This window comes from Nonomuraea sp. NPDC050451, from assembly GCF_044458585.1.
Genome location: NZ_JBITHZ010000020.1, coordinates 176,381 through 192,262 on the forward strand (window position 1 = coordinate 176,381; position 15,882 = coordinate 192,262).

Genomic DNA, 15,882 nt, shown 5'->3' on the forward strand with positions numbered 1-15,882 from the left:
CGTGCCCAAGCTGCGTCCCAGTGATCAGAGCGAGCCGGGGATCGTACGGAGGCGTCGCGGGCGCGGGTTCGGCTATCAGGGGCCTGACGGGCGTGCGGTGCGCGACCAGGCCACGCTGGCCCGCATCAAGGCGCTGGCCATCCCCCCGGCCTGGACCGACGTGTGGATCTGCACGTCCCCCTACGGCCACCTGCAGGCCGTGGGCACGGACGCGGCCGGCCGCAGGCAGTACCGCTACCACGACCTGTGGCGCGAGCAGCAGGACCAGGCCAAGTTCGACCGCGTGCTGGAGGTGGCCGAGCGGCTGCCCGAGTTCAGGAAGGCCGTGGACGGCCAGCTCGACGGCCGCGGCCTGACCAGGAAGCGGGTGCTGGCCGCCGCGGCCCGCCTGCTCGACGTCGGCTTCTTCCGCATCGGCGGCGAGAACTACGACACCTTCGGGCTGGCCACGCTCAAGATGGAGCACCTCACCTGCGCCAACGGCATGATCACCTGCTCCTACCAGGCCAAGGGGGACATCGCCCGCGAGGTCGAGGTGGCCGATCCCGGGGTCTGCAAGGTGCTCAGGGCGCTCAAGGCGCTCGGCGTGGAGGGCGGGCTGCTGCGCTACCGGCGGCGCGAGGGCGGTTGGGGCTACATCAGGAGCGATGACATCAACGACTACCTGCGCGAGATCATCGGGTACGAGGTCACCGCCAAGGACTTCCGGACCTGGCACGCCACCGTCCTCGCCGCAGTGGGCCTGGCGGTCTCCAAGCCGGCCGGCCAGAAGAAACGTGCGGTGGCCCGGGTCATGCGGGAGGTCGCCGAATATCTGGGCAACACGCCCACGGTGGCCAGGGCGTCGTACGTGGATCCGCGGGTGGTCGAGGCGTACGACCAGGACAGGACCATCGCGGCCGCGCTGACCGAGCTGGGGTCGGACGCCGACTTCGGGCAACTGGCCACGGTGGGCCCGGTGGAACAGGCGGTTATTGACCTTATTCGTGCCGTTTGAGGTGTTAATCCGGGGGCATGCGGCGACAGAAGAAGGAGGCGAGCGATGGAAGCTCCGCAGTACGTCGCGGCCCGCGTCCAGCAGGCGCTGGCCGAGGACGGGCGCACGCACGAGCTGGGAATCCGCGTCGACATACGAGGCGACCAGTTGTTCCTGCGCGGTGAGGTCAGCGGGACAGGACAGCGCGAGCGGCTCGGCCAGGTGGCGCACGAGGCCGCGCCCGAGCTCCACCTGCACAACGAGATCAAGGTCGTGGAGGCCAGTGAGCCGGGGGAGGATGAGCGTCTTGACTGACCTGCGTATCGCGGCCGTCGGAGACATCCACCTGGGGGAGGACGACAGAGGCCAGTACCGCAAAAGACTGGTGGGCATCGAGGAACGCGCGGACGTGCTCATGCTGGCCGGGGACCTGACCAGGCACGGCACCCTCGAGGAGGGGCGGGTCGTGGCCGACGAGCTGCGCGGCCTGCCGATCCCCGCCGTGGCGGTGCTCGGCAACCACGACTACCACTCCGACCTGCAGTACGAGATCGCCGGCGAGCTGCGTGACGCGGGCGTCGTCGTGCTCGACGACGACGGCGCCGTCGTCCAGTGCGGCGACAGGAAGCTGGGCGTGGTCGGCGGGAAGGGGTTCGGCGGCGGGTTCGCGGGCAAGTGCGCCAGCGAGTTCGGCGAGCGGGAGATCAAGAACTTCGTCGCCCACACCCGCTACATCGCCGAGTCCTGGAAGGTCGCGCTGAAGGAGATCGTGGCCGAGAAGCGCGTGGTGCTGTCGCACTACTCCCCGATCAAGGAGACGCTGGAGGGGGAGCCGCACGAGATCTACCCGTTCCTGGGCAGCTACCTGCTGGCGGAGGCGGTCGACACGGCAGGCGCCGACCTGATCCTGCACGGCCACGCGCACAAGGGCAGCGAGAAGGGCATGACGCCGGGCGGCATCAGGGTCCGTAACGTGGCGCTGCCGGTGCTGGGCCGGGCCTACGCCGTCTACTGCCTCGATTGCGAGACCGGGTTCTAGAGGACCTTCGCGGCCAGGAGGCAGATGTCGTCCTCGGCGTTCTCCCCGCCCAGCCGCTTGAGCAGACAGCTGATCAGCTCCTCGGGGTCGTCCCCGGCGCACAGGTGCGCGGCCTGGACCAGAGCTTCCATGCCGGCGTCCAGGTCCTGCCCGCGCCGCTCGACGATCCCGTCGGTGTAGAGCAGGAGGACGTCGCCGGGGTCCAGCTGCGTGGTGGTCAGGCCGTACTCGGTGGCGTCGAACGCCCCCAGCATCGTCCCCGAGGTCCCCTCGACCAGCGCGGCTCTGCCGCTCCTGACCAGCACGGGAGCGGGGTGGCCGGCGTTCGTCCAGGCGTAGGTGCGCTCCTTCGGGTCGAAGTGGCCGACGATCGTCGTGCCCGTCACCGTGACGGCCTGGTTCGCGTGCACGGTGAGATCGTTCAGCCAGGTGGTGAGCCGGCCCGCGTCCGCCCCCGTGTAGGCCAGCCCGCCCAGGCCCGAGCGCATCTGGAGCATGATGCTGGCCGCGGTCAGCCCGTGGCCCATGGCGTCGCCGATCGCCAGCAGCACCCGGCCGTCGGGGATGAGGTTGGCCTTGAACCAGTCGCCGCCGAGCCGGGCGAGCTCCTCGCCGGGCAGGTAGCGTACGCCGACGGTCAGGCCGGGCAGGTGGATGAGGCCGCGGCGCATCGGCATGATCGTGTTCTGCAGCTGGATGGTGATCCGGTGCTCTTCCTCGGCCCGTTGGCGCTGCCAGTGGGCCTGCTCGTGCGCCACGGCCAGAGCCCGCTCCCTGCGGCGGTTCTTGGTCACGTCCTGGGCCAGGCAGCGCACCTTGACCGGCAGGCCGTCGGTGTCGAGGATCGGCTCGCTGAACACGCTGAGATGCCGCACCCCGTGCCGGTGCTGGATCCTGAACTCGGTCTCCACCGCCTCCCTGAACTCCAGCAGGGAGTGCATCATGTCCTCGACGATCGGCAGGTCCTCGGGCACGACGATGCCGGGAAGCTCTTCGAGGGACATCGGCCCGTCGTCGCGGTCGCGGCCGAACATCTCGTACATCGCGGGGGTCCAGAGCGTGCGCTCGGCCGCCAGGTTCCACTCGCCCCAGCCCAGCTCGGCCAGGCGCTGGGCGCGTTCCCAGCCGGAGACCAGCAGCTCCTCGTCGTCGAGCGTCCGCCAGCTCACCAGCAGCCCGTCGTCCACGCGCGAGGCGCGCACGCTCAGCGTGGCCGGCCAGAGCAGGTAGTCCAGCACCTCGACGTATTCGAGCGGCTCGCGGTGCGCCGACACGCCGGTCTCGTACACGGCGATGTAGTCGTCGAGCAGCCCCGAGCTGGCCACGCCCGGGGTGACCGCCAGGAGCCGGCATCCGGCCAGCTCGCCGGCGGGGCGCCCGGACACGGTCCTGGCGTGCCGGTTGGCCGCCAGGATGCGGAAGTCGACCACACGGCCCAGTGAGTCTTTGACGGGGGTGAGGTAGAGGGCCGAGGCGTGGACGGCCTCCAGCATCCCGCGTACCCAGGCGGGCACTTCGAGCGCCTGTGCCGGTTCCTCCGGTGGGCGTTCGATGCCCTTGGCGACCTCGATCAGGTCGAGGCCGCTGTGATGCGCCATTCTGGCGAGCTGCTCGGCGGCCTCTCCCGGGCGGATGTTGAGCTCGGTCGCCAGCCGGGCCGTGGCCTCGTCGAGTATGGCTTCGGAGCGCCGGTGGTGTCGCAGCCGCGCCAGTTGTTCACGTACTCTCGCCGATGCCGCGCCGGTTTCGAAGCGGCGGAACGGCGGATATTTGTTCACACGCTCCCCATGCCCTCGGGAGCGCGGAACTTACACGTTGAAGATGCTGACTCCGCCAGGTCCGACCAGGAATCCGAGGACGATGAGCACGATCCCCCAGAGGAGGTCGCGCCTGGCCAGGATCACGTAGATCCCGGAGATGACGAGTATTACCGCGATGATCCAAAGCAAAGTAGCCATGGGTCTGCCTCTGCCCTAAGGGGGGTTTGCATAACATGTTTTTTCCCTCATTAATGGGCAAGAGACCCCGGCATCCAACGCCTAGTTGACGATCGTTTGGGTAGCCCGAAAACATGACGAGCCACGGCCACGCTGTCACCGATGCCATCCTCGACACGCTCAAGCGTGCCAGCTCAGGGCTGAAGGATGCCGGGGTGAAATTCGCGCTGGCCGGCGGATGCGCGGCGTATGCGAGAGGCGCCGCTCCGTCACTGCACGACGTCGACTTCATGCTGACGGAGCACGACGTGCCGACCGCGCTGGAGGCGCTGCGTGGGATCGGCTTCCAGACGGCCAAGCCGCCGGAGGACTGGCTGGTCAAGGCGTACGACGAGGGACGGCTGGTGGACCTGATCTTCCGGGTGTCCGACCAGCCGATCACCGACGCACTGCTGGACCGGGCCGAGCCGCTCAAGGCGTCCGCCGTGATCGTGCCCGTGCTGGAGGCCACCGACCTGGTCATCTCGTGGCTGCTGCCGCTGTCGGAGCACGCCTGCGACTACGGGTCGCTGCTGGCCCAGGTGCGCGCGCTGCGCGAGCAGGTCGACTGGCCGCGCGTGGCCGCCGTCCTCCAGGACTCGCCGTACGCGATGACGTTCATCACGCTCCTGGAGCGGCTGGACGTGCTGAAGGGCCCGATCGAGCCGAAGGGCGACCCGAAGTGGCCGTGATACAGCGAGCCGAAGTGGTCGTGATACGCGGCGAAGGGCCGCGCCCCCTAGGGGCGCGGCCCTTCTGTTGCGGCACGGAAGTTACGCGAACCGGCCGTAGTAGTCGCCTAGCCGCGTCCGGTACTCGGGTTCCTTGAACGTGCCCTCGTCGAACTCGGGCGCGTCCTTGATCTCGGCCTTGGTGCGCGCCACGTACACGTTGCGCTCCTGAGGGTCGATGCTCGTGACGACCTGCGCCGGGAGCATGACCTTCTTACCGAAGATCCAAGGGCCGGTGTCGACGATGATGTAGCTCTCGCCGACCTCGTACGTCGCCTCGTCGACGGACCCGATCTTCCCATCGGTCGCCTGGACGTGGTAGCCAACGAGATCCAGGGGTTGGCCGCGGTCGTAGACGTCAGCTCGATAGTTCCAGAGCTCCATGTGGGCTCTCTCCCTCTCTTCTTCCGTCTTGCTCGGGCACGCCTTCTGCTACCCGGGGGCGGCCGCGTAAACGTCTTGCAAAGCACTTGCATGCAGGCGAGCGGCAAGCGGCCGGGCGCACCCTCTCCATGACAGGAGGGGGTGGAACCCATGCGAACCAGCTCAGACCGGCTGTACGAGATCGACGGCCTCCGGCTGCTGGCGGCGCTCTGCGTCGTGCTCTTCCACTACACGTTCTCCGGCTGGGCCGGCGGCACGAGCCCGGTGGCCTTCGCCGCCGAGAGCTCCTGGTCCAAGTACGGCTACCTGGGCGTGGACCTCTTCTTCCTGATCAGCGGGTTCGTGGTGCTGATGAGCGCGTGGGGCAGGAGCCCGCGCTCGTTCCTGGTGTCGCGGGCCGTGCGGCTCTACCCCGCGTACTGGGTGGGCATCGCGGTCACCGCCGTGGTCACCGTGACGCTGGGGCAGGGGCTGTTCCAGGTGACGCTGCCGCAGGTGCTGGCGAACCTGACGATGTTCCAGGCGGTGCCGGACATCGCGAACGTGGACGTCGTCTACTGGACGCTCTGGGCCGAGATGCGGTTCTACTTCCTCATCCTGGCTCTCACCTGGATCGGGATGACGCGCGGCCGGGTCATGGCGGGGCTGTGGGGCTGGCTGGGGCTGACGTTCGCGGTGGAGACGGGGTTGCTGCCCGGGTTCGCCGACCTGATCGTGCAGTCGGAGTTCTCCCACTACTTCATCGCGGGGATGGCCCTGTTCATGCTCTACAAGTTCGGGCTGAACCTCCAGATCGCGCTGCTGGTGCCGATCTGCCTGGGCAACGCGGTCTACCGGGCCATCGGGTACGCCGACGCCGTCGGCTCGCGGTACGCGGTGTCGTACTCACACACGGTGATCACCGCCGTGGTCGTGCTCGTCTTCCTGATCATGACGCTCGTGGCGTTGCGGGCCACCCGCCTGCTGGCCAGGCCGTGGCTGGTGACGGCCGGCGCGCTCACGTACCCGCTCTACGTGTTGCACGCGCACATCGGGTTCATCCTGTTCAACCGGGTGGGGGACGCGGTGGACAAGTACGTGCTGCTGGCCGCGCTCGTCGTGGTCATGTGCGGGGCCGCGTACCTGGTGCACAGGTTCGTGGAGCGTCCGCTGGCGCCCGCGTTCAAGCGCCTGCTGTCCGGCCGGCCGGCCGTTCCGTCACTGGGTGTGCTCGTCGCGGGGCGTCCGACAATCTGACGCGTTCTTCCCGTTAAGCCGCCAAGTGCGACTACGATCCCGGTCAAAGCACGCAAAGGGGGCGGGGTTGAGTCTCAGCGGAGAGTACGAGTGGGCTCCTCCTGGGGTCGACCCGACGCGGCCCAGCGTGGCCCGCGTACACGACGCGCTGCTCGGCGGCATGGAGAACTACGCCGCCGACCGCTCGGTGGCCCGCAAGCTGAAGGACACGGTGCCCGAGGTGGTGGACCTCGTCTGGTGCAACCGCGCCTTCGTCGGCAGAGTCGTGGACTTCCTCATCCGCGAGGCCGGGATCAGGCAGATCATCGACCTGGGCGCCGGGCTGCCCACGGTGGAGAACACGCATGAGGTGGCCCAGTTCGCCGACCCCAGGGCCAGGGTGGTGTACGTCGACAACGACCCCATGGTCGAGCCGCACGCCCGCGCCATCCTGAACGGCAACCCGTACGCCGACGCCATCACCGCCGACGTCCGCGACGTGGACGCCGTCCTCGGCCACCCCTCGCTGCGCCGCCTCATCGACCCGGCCCAGCCCACGGCGATCATGATCATCGGCCTGCTGCACCTGCTGTCCGACCAGGACGACCCGCACGGGCTGGTCCGGCGCTACATGTCCGCGCTGCCGAAGGGCAGCTACCTCGCCGCCTCCAACATGATGGCCTCGGCCAACCCCAAGGCCCAGGCGCTGGAGGCCATGCTCCACGTCACCATGGGCACCGGGTACTTCCGCGACCGGGACTCCATCGCCGCGTACTTCGACGGGCTGGTGCTGGTGGAGCCCGGGGTGGTGCACTTCCCCGAATGGCACCCGGACGAGCGCCTCCCCGGCCCGCTGGCCCCCTGGGAACAACTCCTCCTGGGCGGCGTAGCCCGCAAACCCTAACCCCCACCCACCCCCGCCCCCGGCCTCCGCTCACCCCCGGGCCTCCGCTCACCCCCGGCCTCCACCCGCCCCCGGCCTTCGCCCACCCCGCCCATCCGCCCCTCGTTGGCCCCCCGTCCGGCCCCGCCCGCCCGCACGGCGTCCCGTCAAAGGCACACCGGCCGAAGTACGGCCGCCCCTTTCCCCTCAAAGGGACATCAGCCGAAGTACGGCGCTTTCGCGCGCGCTAAGGTGAGCGAGTGCACCGACGTCTGATCTGCTCCCCGCCGCCCGCCCTCTAGCGGGCGGCATTCCCTGAGATTCCGGGTCTGACCGATCCGGGGGTGGTTGCTGCCCGCATACCGGGCCCATTCCAACCACTCCATCCGGAGCACTCCTGTCATGACCCATGTCTCCGCCCGGCGGGGCGCCCTTTACGTGTCCGTGGCCGCGACCGCCTGGGGCACGGGCGGCGCCGCCGGTTCGCTGCTCTTCGAGTCCGGCGGCCTCGGCGCCGTCGGCGTCTCCCTCTGGCGCTACCTCCTCGGCGCTGCCTTCCTCCTGGTGCTCACCCGCCGCCCCGTCGTGATCAACGGGCGGATCCTGCTGATCGGTGCCGGAATGGCCGTCTACCAGACCGCGTACTTCGCCGGGATCGCCCACTCCGGCGTGGCGATCGCGACCGTGGTGACGATGGGCGCCACCCCCGTCTTCACCGCCCTGGGCAGCCGCTTCCTCCTCCGCGAGCCACTCGGCCGCGTCGCGCTCACCGCCCTCGCCACCGCCCTGATCGGGCTTGTCCTCCTCACCGGGGAGACCGCGCTGCAGTCCCGCACGTCCTCCATCGCGGGCATCGGCCTCGCCCTGCTCTCGGCCGCCGGGTACGCCGGGGTCACGGTCCTCTCCCGGAGGCACGGCGAGGACGACCCGCAGGGCGTGGCGATCGGCGGGTTCGTGGTCGGGGCGGCGTGCCTGGCGCCGTTCGCGCTGGTGGAAGGGGTCGTGCCGAACGTGAGCCTGTCGTCGGTGGCGCTGCTGCTCTACCTGGGCGCGGTGCCGACCGCGCTCGCGTACGGCCTGTTCTTCCGCGCCCTGACCGCGCTGCGCGCCACCACGGTGTCGATCATCTCGCTCGGCGAGGCCGTGGGTGCGGCGCTGCTCGGCGTGGTGCTGTTCGGGGAGCGGCTCACACCTCTTGCCTGGTCGGGGTGCGCGCTGTTGCTGGCCGCCGTCACAGTTCTCGCCGTACGGGCTGAATCCGGGTGACTCGGACATGAGCGATGTGGCGGTGCAGCGTCCCGGATGAGCTAATGTCCGGTACGGCGGCGCTTGCCGTAACGTCGCTCCGCTCCCCTCCCTTGAAAGAGGGAACGGTGTCGGCGAAGCGTGCGTTGGAGGAACTGTGGCCTCAATAAAGGGAATTATCAGGAATCTCCTGGATCGTCCAGGAGGGGTGCCCCTGACCCCTTATCAGAAGATTGTCAAGGCGGCGGAGGGTCGCGCCGAGCGATTGCGCAAGCTCGACGAATTGCCCGAGCCGAAGATGGACGATCTGGCAGAGTTCTGCGCCATCGCACGCGAGGCCGCCGACAGGACGCTGGGCCTGCGGCCGTACGACGTGCAGTTGCTCGGCACCTTGGCCCTCCTCGACGGGAAGGTCGCCGAGATGGCCACCGGTGAGGGCAAGACGCTGTCCGGCGCCATGGCGGCGGCGGGCTATGCGCTGCAGGGCAAGCATGTCCACGTGATCTCGGTGAACGACTATCTGGCCAGGCGTGATGCCGAGTGGATGGGGCCGTTCTACGGGGCGCTCGGCGTCACCGTGGGTTGGATCGGCCAGAACTCCACGGCGGAGGAGCGGCGCGAGGCGTACGCGAAGGACGTCACGTACGGGCCCGTCAGCGAGATCGGGTTCGACGTGCTGCGCGACCGACTCCGTACGGCCGCCGACGAGATCATCGTGCCCGCGCCCGAGGTGGCCCTGATCGACGAGGCCGACTCCGTTCTGGTCGACGAGGCCCGCGTGCCGCTCGTGATGGCCGGGTCCACCGACCCCGGCAACGCGGTGCCGGAGATGGCGGCGCTGGTCAGGCAGCTCGTACGCGGCTACCACTACGAGATCGACGAGCAGGCCCGCAACGTCTACCTCACCCCCAAGGGCGCCGACAGCGTCGAGAACCTCCTCGGCGTCGAGCTCTACGACGAGCACGAGCCCGGCACGCTCATCGAGCTCAACCTGGCCCTGCACGCCCACGCGCTGCTCGCCCGCGACGTCGACTACATCGTGCGCGACGGCAAGGTCCAGCTGATCAACCCCTCGCGCGGCCGGGTGGCGCTGCTCCAGCGCTGGCCCGACGGCCTGCAGGCGGCCGTGGAGGCCAAGGAGGCGCTGCCGCCGAGCGAGAAGGGCGAGATCCTCGACTCGATCACCGTTCAGGGCCTGATCCGCCGCTACCCGGAGATCTGCGGCATGACGGGCACGGCGGTGGCGGTCAGCGAGCAGCTCGGCGAGTTCTACGGCCTCAAGGTCGCGGTCATCCCGCCCAACCGCCCCTGCGTGCGCGAGGACGAACCCGACCGCATCTACCCGACCGTCCCCGACAAGGACGCCGCCCTGGTCGAGGAGATCCAGGAGATCCACGCCACCGGCCGGCCGATCCTCATCGGCACGCTCGACGTCGCCGAATCGGAGAACCTCGCCAAGCTCCTCCAGCGCCGCGACATGGAGCCGGTCGTCCTCAACGCCAAGAACGACGCGGAAGAGGCCGCGATCATCGCCAAGGCGGGGGAGCGCGACGCCATCACCGTCTCCACCCAGATGGCCGGGCGCGGCACCGACATCCGCCTCGGGGACGGCGTCGCCGAGCTGGGCGGCCTGTACGTGATCGGCTCGGGCCGCCACGCCAGCAGCCGCCTCGACGACCAGCTCCGCGGGCGCGCCGGCCGCCAGGGCGACCCGGGCGGCTCGGTCTTCTTCGTCAGCACGCAGGACGACCTGATCACCCAGTTCGTCCCCGACGAGCGTCCGCCCGCCGCCGACCCCGACGGCATCGTCCGCCACCGGCGCGGCGCGTACCTCGTCGGCCACGCCCAGCGCGTCGCCGAGGGCGTCAACCTGGAGATCCACCGCAACACGTGGCGTTACACCCGCCTCCTGGAGCACCAGCGCGAGCTCATCCTGGAGTGGCGCGACAAGGTCCTGCACGGCGACTCCGCCTCCAAGGCCCTGTCCACGGCCGATCCCGAACGCTGGGAGTTGCTGCCGGAGGACACCAGGGACGAGACAGCCCGCCAGATCGTCCTGCACGCCATCGACCGCTGCTGGACCGAGCACCTGGCGTTCCTGACGGACCTTCGCGAGGGCATCCACCTGCGCGCGCTGGGCCGGATGAGCCCGATCGACGAGTTCCACCGGGAGGCGGTGGCCGAGTACAAGTCGCTGCTGGCGGAGGTGGAGCGGCGCTCGCTGGAGTCCTTCGAGGAGCCCGAGCCGGACCTGAAGCGGCCGACTGCCACCTGGACGTACCTGGTGCAGGACAACCCGTTCGGCACGGAGTGGGACCGCATCCTCAAGCGTGTGACGGCCGCCACTCGACGCGGCTAGCCGTACCTGACAGAAGATGACAGGTACGGCTGAAACCCTGTACTTATGACGACGAAAGCAAAGCTCCTGGCCGTCACCCTCGACTGCGCGAAGCCCAAGAAGCTGGCCGAGTTCTACCACGAGATCACGGGGTGGGAGATCCAGTACGCGGAGGACGAGTACGCCGCCGTCGGGAACGGGACCACCAGCATCTACTTCGGCCGGATCCCCGACCGCAAGCCGGTGACCTGGCCGAGCTCCGACAAGCAGTTCCACCTGGACTTCCGGGTGCCGGACGTGGAGAAGGCGGTGGAGGAGTACGTCGCGCTGGGGGCGACGAAGCCTGAGTTCCAGCCGGGGATCACGGAGGACGGCGTCGGCTGGATCGTCCTCCAGGACCCCGCCGGCCACCTCTTCTGCGTCTGCCCCGACCGCTCCTGACCCCTTTCCAACCCGATCACCCCAGCAACAACCTGCCCAGGCATACGCCCCCTCCAGCCTGGCACCCTGCGGGCGTGACGGTCCATTGAGCCTGACACCCTGCGGGCGTGACGGTCCATCGAGCCTCGCACCCTGCGGGGCGTTGACAGTCCATTAAGCATGGCAGCCCTGCCGGGCGTGACGGCGCCCTGAACACGGCGGCCTGTCAGGTGTGACGTTCGCCCCGGCACGGCCGCCACCTGCTCGCCCTTTTGCCGCCTCGAGCACCACCACCGCGCCACCACCTTGGGGCGCCATCACTATGGGCCCGCGCCCCCATCCGTCCCACGCGGCACCGCCACGCGACACCACCACCGTCGGACACCACCACCGTCGGACACCACCACCGTCGGACGGCACCACCGTCGGACAGCACCGCCTTGGAGCGCCGCCACCTTCGGCACCCACCTCCTTGGGACGGGACCACCCTGGGGGTACTGCCCGTGCGGCACCACCGTCCATGCGGCACCACCGCGCATGTGGCACCACCGCCGTGGACGTGACCTGGGGCGGCACGCCGACCACGAAGCCCAACGGGAGGCCGACCACCGGGCCTGGCCAATCATGAGGCCACAAACGTGCAACAACAGGTCACATATGTGTCCTGGCCGGGACCACTCTCCACCCCAACGATCCACCAAAAGTATGATTCGCCAGCTTTGCTTCCCTCATAAGCTAGAGCAATGCTCTTGGAAGGATCCATACCCCTGCGCGGGCGCCGATGACCTGGGTCGGCCTGATAATCGCCCTGGCAGGAGCGCTTGGATACGCACTCGGCGCGGCCCTGCAACAGTACGAGGCCGTGGCCGCCGGCGCCTCGCTCAAGCTGGTAAAGCGCCCCCGCTGGTGGATCGGCGGCGTCATCGGCTTCACCGGCGCCTGCCTGCACGCCGTGGCGCTGAGCTTCGCCCCGTTGGTGGCCGTCCAGCCGATCAGCGTCGCCACGCTGGTGTTCGCCGTACCGCTGGCCGCATTCATGTACGGGCGCAAGCCGTACCGAGCGGAAATCCTGGGCTCGATCGCGGTGGCCGTGGGCCTGCTCTGGCTCATGCTCCTGGTGCCGCACCACAACGTGACGCCGAGACTGAGCGACGGCGCCGCGCTCGTGTTCGTGGCCGTGATCGGCGTGATCGTCCTGGTGACGCAGCTGATCGCGAGCCGCGTGCACGGGCCGAGCAGGGCGTTACTGCTGTCGGTGGGCGCGGGCGTGGTGACGGCGAGCGTGTCCACGTTCGTCCGCGTTGTCGGGGGCGGCATGCAGGGGGACTGGGGCCGGCTGGTGCACTGGTTCACACTCGCCGTGCCCGTGCTGCTGGTCTGCGCGGTGGTGCTGTTGCAGCGCTCGTACGCGGTCGGCTACTTCGGCATCGCTTACGCCGGCGTACAGGTCATCGACCCCATCACCTCGGTCCTCGCCGGCGTGATCCTCCTCGGCGAACCCCTGCCCACCAACCCCTCCACCGCGATCCCCGCCATCCTGGCCAGCGCGCTCACCATCGGCGGCACGATCACCCTGGGCCGCCTCGCCCCCGACCACTCCCACCCCGCCCCAACGCGGTCCGAACCGACCCCCGAACCAGTGTCCGCAACCTCCCAGGCCAACTGAGCCCACAAACCCGACTCGTCGCCCTTCAAAGGCCCAACCTCCGCCATGGGCCTGAGCCGGCACCCTCCGAGACGAACCAATCCATCTCCCCAGCCACGGGCCCGGATCGGCGCCCTTGGCGTCAGCCGACTCGCCCGTCACCCCCGTCACCTTGTCGCAGAGCTGGATTCGCGCCCTCCGAGTCAACCCGCTCGCTCGTCATCCCCCGTCACTCCGTCGCGGGCTGGGTCGGTGGCCTTCGAGGTGAGCTGATCCGGGTCCTTCGGGTCGGTCCGCTCGCTTGTCATCCCCCGTCGCTCCGTCGTGGGGCTGGGTTGGCGCTCTCCGGGTCAGCTGGCTCGCTCGTCGCCGTCGTCGCGGGGCTGGGTCGGTGGCCTTCGAGGTGAGCTGATCCGGGCCCTTCGGGTCGGTCCGCTCGCTTGTCATCCCCCGTCGCCCCATCGCGGAGCTGGATTGGCGCCCTCCGGGTCGGTCGGCTCGCCTGCCCCCGTCGCGGGCTGGGTGGGTGACCCTCGATGCGAGCTGATCTGCATTCTTGGTCGCCGGGCTGGGTCGGCGACCTTCGGGGTGAGTTTCCGCAAGTGATCATGCTCTTAGACCTTTTGGACCTGCACCGCAGCGGGATGCCACTCCTCAACCGGTGGTTACGTGTGAGGGGCTGGGCGGTGGCCCTCGCTTCCGGATGCCGTCGGCGGTTGCCAGCCCAGGAGGTCGTCCATGGAGCGCAGCATCAGCGCCGGGCTCAGCCGGGCCGCCAGTGACATCCCGAAATCCCGCAGCCGCACCGCCACCGGGTTGCGGAGTTGGGTCATCCTGCAGATGGACATCGACCGACGCACCACGTTCGTCGTGCGCTCCAGGCGGGCGGCGGTGTAGGCGGAGAGGTCCGCGCCGGCGACGTGGGCGAGGGTGACCGCGTCCTCGATCGCCTGGCAGGCCCCCTGGCCGAGGTTCGGGGTCATCGCGTGCGCGGCGTCGCCCACCAGCGCCACCTTCCCCCTGTGGTACGCGGGCAGCGGCGTGCGGAGGTGGTGGATGTCGTTCCGGATGATCTTCGTAGGATCGGCCGCCCGCAGCAGCGTGGGAATCGGCTCGTGCCAGTCCCCGAACCTCCGCCGCAGTTCCTCCAACTCGTCCCCGAGTACGGTCCCCGCGGGCAGCACGTCGGTCGCGTACACGTACACCATGTCATCGGCCACCGGGCTGATCCCGAACACGAGCCCCCGGCCCCAGCTCTCCGAGCCCGAGATCGTGAGGTCCCCCCGTGGGACGAGGCCGCGCCAGGCCGTCACCCCTGAGTACGTCGGACCGGGGTGCTCCGGGAAGAGCGCCTGCCGGGTCTTCGAGTGGATGCCGTCGGCAGCCACGATCAGGTCAGCCGCAAGATCGCCGGCATCCGTACGCACTACGCCGTCCTCGGCGTCCACCCCGGTGACCGTGGTGCCCAGCCGCAACCGGTCGGCCCCCAACGCGTCCACGAGCACGTCCATCAACGTCGCCCGCAACATGACCACCGCCGAATCCCCGTAACGGGCGTCCGCGGCTTCCGTCGTGGTGTGCACGAGCCATCGCCCGTCCCGTCTCCGTATCCCCGCTTGCCCCTGCAACCTGGAGAGCTTGCGGACGGGATCGCCGAGGTCGAGGGTGTCGAGCGCCTTGAGGGCGTTGGCTGCGATGGCCAGCCCTGAGCCGGCGGGGTCGATCTTCGCGGCCCGCTCCAGGACGGTCACGTCCCATCCTCGGTGCCGTAACGCGATCCCGCTGGTCAGCCCACCGATACCGCCACCTATCACCACGGCTCTGGGCATCTCGCGCCCCCTCCTCGTCACTACGTCTGTAGTTTCACCATACTACGCCTGTAGTTGGCGTGCACTACCGCTGTAGTATCGGCTTCCGTGAAGCGCTCAGAGGTCGTCGCGGACACGGCGATCACCCTGCTGGCCGAACGGGGCATGCGCGGGCTCACCCACCGAGCCGTCGACGAAGCCGCCGGCCTGCCGTCCGGCTCCACGTCCAACCTGGCCCGCACCCGCGCCGCCCTGCTGGAGCTGACGTTGGCCCGACTGACGGAGCTGGAGCTGCGGGCTCTGGCCCCGGCGTACGAGAGTGACTCGTTCGAGTTGTCGGACCTGCCCGGTGTCATGGCGGAGGCGGTGTACATCCAGCTCACCGACCGGCGGCGGACGCTGGCCCGCTACGAACTGGCCCTGGAGGCGACCCGGCGGCCGGAACTGCGCAAGATCTACGACGAGGCCGGCCGCCGCTTCCGCGACCCCGCCGTCGCCCTGCTGACCGCCCTGGGTTCGCGGGACCCGGTACGGCATGCGGGTCAGCTCGTGGCGTTCGGAGAGGGGCTGATGTTCGACGCGATCGCGGGCGCGGGTGCCACGCCCACGTTGAACGAGCTCGTCGAGGCCATGCGCGAACTCCTCAACGGCATGCTCCACTGACCCCTGCTCTGCCCGCTCTATCGGGTCTGGTCGCTCTGCCGGCCCGGGGCTTGGCGGGTTGGGGAGGGGTGGCCCTGCTCGGCGTTGGTTGCTTGGCTGTGGTCGGTGGGGCTGGGTTCGGCCGTTTGGTGGGCTTGGGGTGGGTGCGGTCCTGCTCGGCTTGGCGCCGGTTGCTTGGCTGTGGTCGGTGGGGCTGGGTTCGGCCGTTTGGTGGGCTTGGGGTGGGTGCGGCTCTGCTCGGCTTGGCGCCGGTTGCCTGCCCGTGATTGGCGGGACCGGCTTCGGTTGCTTGGGTGCGCGGTGGTGGGTGCATCCGGTGGTCACCGCAGTACTCGGGTGCGGGACTGAGATGGCGTGCCGGGCCGAATGGGGGTGGCTCGGAATGCGGCGGTCAGCGGGATCAGGTTCGGTTGCTGGGGTGCGTGGTGGGGGGTGCATCCGGCGGTCGCCCCGTCAGCCGGGGGCGGATGACGGCGTGCCAGCGTCACTGGGTGGTGGCGTGAAGGTGACGGTCGGTGGGATGTGGGGGCGCTTGGCTTGGTGGCTGGGATGGTGGTGG

15 protein-coding genes are annotated in these 15,882 nt (G+C 69.5%); 11 read left to right on the forward strand and 4 right to left on the reverse strand.

Going from position 1 to position 15,882, the window contains the following annotated elements; translation table 11 throughout:
* The first annotated feature begins 1 nt into the window (after position 1).
* The 3 genes from ACIBI9_RS42310 to ACIBI9_RS42320 are packed head-to-tail and all read left to right on the forward strand — an operon-like array spanning position 2 to position 2,015.
* Positions 2–997 carry a DNA topoisomerase IB gene (locus tag ACIBI9_RS42310; protein WP_397231180.1) on the forward strand — a complete coding sequence of 332 codons (996 nt, stop codon included), beginning with the start codon at positions 2–4 and terminating at the stop codon, positions 995–997.
* Positions 998–1,042: 45 nt separating this feature from the next.
* Positions 1,043–1,291 (forward strand): BON domain-containing protein, encoded by a 249-nt coding sequence (locus ACIBI9_RS42315; protein WP_394504181.1) that lies wholly within the window; start codon positions 1,043–1,045, stop codon positions 1,289–1,291.
* Complete coding sequence (locus ACIBI9_RS42320) at positions 1,284–2,015, forward strand: metallophosphoesterase (RefSeq protein ID WP_397231182.1); 732 nt, start codon at positions 1,284–1,286, stop codon at positions 2,013–2,015. The genes ACIBI9_RS42315 and ACIBI9_RS42320 overlap by 8 nt, the downstream gene beginning before the upstream one ends.
* Here the strand turns inward: ACIBI9_RS42320 and ACIBI9_RS42325 are convergent.
* Both ACIBI9_RS42325 and ACIBI9_RS42330 read right to left on the reverse strand, forming a co-directional pair.
* The gene (locus ACIBI9_RS42325) at positions 2,012–3,793 is read right to left on the reverse strand and encodes a PP2C family protein-serine/threonine phosphatase (protein ID WP_397231184.1); all 1,782 of its coding nucleotides are present in this window, start codon (positions 3,791–3,793) and stop codon (positions 2,012–2,014) included. The two genes, ACIBI9_RS42320 and ACIBI9_RS42325, sit on opposite strands and share 4 nt — an antisense overlap.
* A gap of 30 nt (positions 3,794–3,823) precedes the next feature.
* Positions 3,824–3,973 (reverse strand): GPGG-motif small membrane protein, encoded by a 150-nt coding sequence (locus tag ACIBI9_RS42330; protein WP_165959640.1) that lies wholly within the window; start codon positions 3,971–3,973, stop codon positions 3,824–3,826.
* Positions 3,974–4,086: 113 nt separating this feature from the next.
* Between ACIBI9_RS42330 and ACIBI9_RS42335 the strand changes: the two genes are divergently transcribed.
* Positions 4,087–4,683 carry a nucleotidyltransferase gene (locus ACIBI9_RS42335; RefSeq protein WP_397231186.1) on the forward strand — a complete coding sequence of 199 codons (597 nt, stop codon included), beginning with the start codon at positions 4,087–4,089 and terminating at the stop codon, positions 4,681–4,683.
* 81 nt (positions 4,684–4,764) lie between these two features.
* On the opposite strand, the gene ACIBI9_RS42340 is transcribed toward ACIBI9_RS42335, so the two are convergent.
* Positions 4,765–5,106 carry a PRC-barrel domain containing protein gene (locus ACIBI9_RS42340; RefSeq protein ID WP_394504184.1) on the reverse strand — a complete coding sequence of 114 codons (342 nt, stop codon included), beginning with the start codon at positions 5,104–5,106 and terminating at the stop codon, positions 4,765–4,767.
* 150 nt (positions 5,107–5,256) lie between these two features.
* Between ACIBI9_RS42340 and ACIBI9_RS42345 the strand changes: the two genes are divergently transcribed.
* The 6 genes from ACIBI9_RS42345 (at position 5,257) to ACIBI9_RS42370 (ending at position 12,873) form a co-directional block, all read left to right on the forward strand.
* The gene (locus ACIBI9_RS42345) at positions 5,257–6,342 is read left to right on the forward strand and encodes an acyltransferase family protein (RefSeq protein ID WP_397231188.1); all 1,086 of its coding nucleotides are present in this window, start codon (positions 5,257–5,259) and stop codon (positions 6,340–6,342) included.
* 67 nt (positions 6,343–6,409) lie between these two features.
* Positions 6,410–7,225: an SAM-dependent methyltransferase gene (locus tag ACIBI9_RS42350; protein WP_397231190.1), complete on the forward strand. Its 816-nt coding sequence runs from the start codon at positions 6,410–6,412 to the stop codon at positions 7,223–7,225.
* Between the two features lie 381 nt (positions 7,226–7,606).
* Positions 7,607–8,470, forward strand: a complete 864-nt coding sequence (locus ACIBI9_RS42355; RefSeq protein ID WP_397231192.1) for a DMT family transporter — start codon at positions 7,607–7,609, stop codon at positions 8,468–8,470.
* Between the two features lie 187 nt (positions 8,471–8,657).
* Positions 8,658–10,808, forward strand: a complete 2,151-nt coding sequence (gene secA2 / locus ACIBI9_RS42360) for an accessory Sec system translocase SecA2 (protein ID WP_397231194.1) — start codon at positions 8,658–8,660, stop codon at positions 10,806–10,808.
* Between the two features lie 45 nt (positions 10,809–10,853).
* A complete protein-coding gene (locus ACIBI9_RS42365) occupies positions 10,854–11,228 on the forward strand; it encodes a VOC family protein (protein ID WP_397231196.1) in 375 nt (124 codons plus the stop codon).
* Between the two features lie 760 nt (positions 11,229–11,988).
* Positions 11,989–12,873: a DMT family transporter gene (locus ACIBI9_RS42370; RefSeq protein WP_397231198.1), complete on the forward strand. Its 885-nt coding sequence runs from the start codon at positions 11,989–11,991 to the stop codon at positions 12,871–12,873.
* A 644-nt stretch (positions 12,874–13,517) separates the two neighbouring features.
* On the opposite strand, the gene ACIBI9_RS42375 is transcribed toward ACIBI9_RS42370, so the two are convergent.
* Complete coding sequence (locus ACIBI9_RS42375; protein WP_397231200.1) at positions 13,518–14,681, reverse strand: FAD-dependent monooxygenase; 1,164 nt, start codon at positions 14,679–14,681, stop codon at positions 13,518–13,520.
* Between the two features lie 87 nt (positions 14,682–14,768).
* Here ACIBI9_RS42375 and ACIBI9_RS42380 point away from each other — a divergent pair, with 87 nt between their 5' ends.
* A complete protein-coding gene (locus tag ACIBI9_RS42380) occupies positions 14,769–15,323 on the forward strand; it encodes a TetR/AcrR family transcriptional regulator (protein ID WP_397231202.1) in 555 nt (184 codons plus the stop codon).
* Positions 15,324–15,882 lie beyond the last annotated feature (559 nt).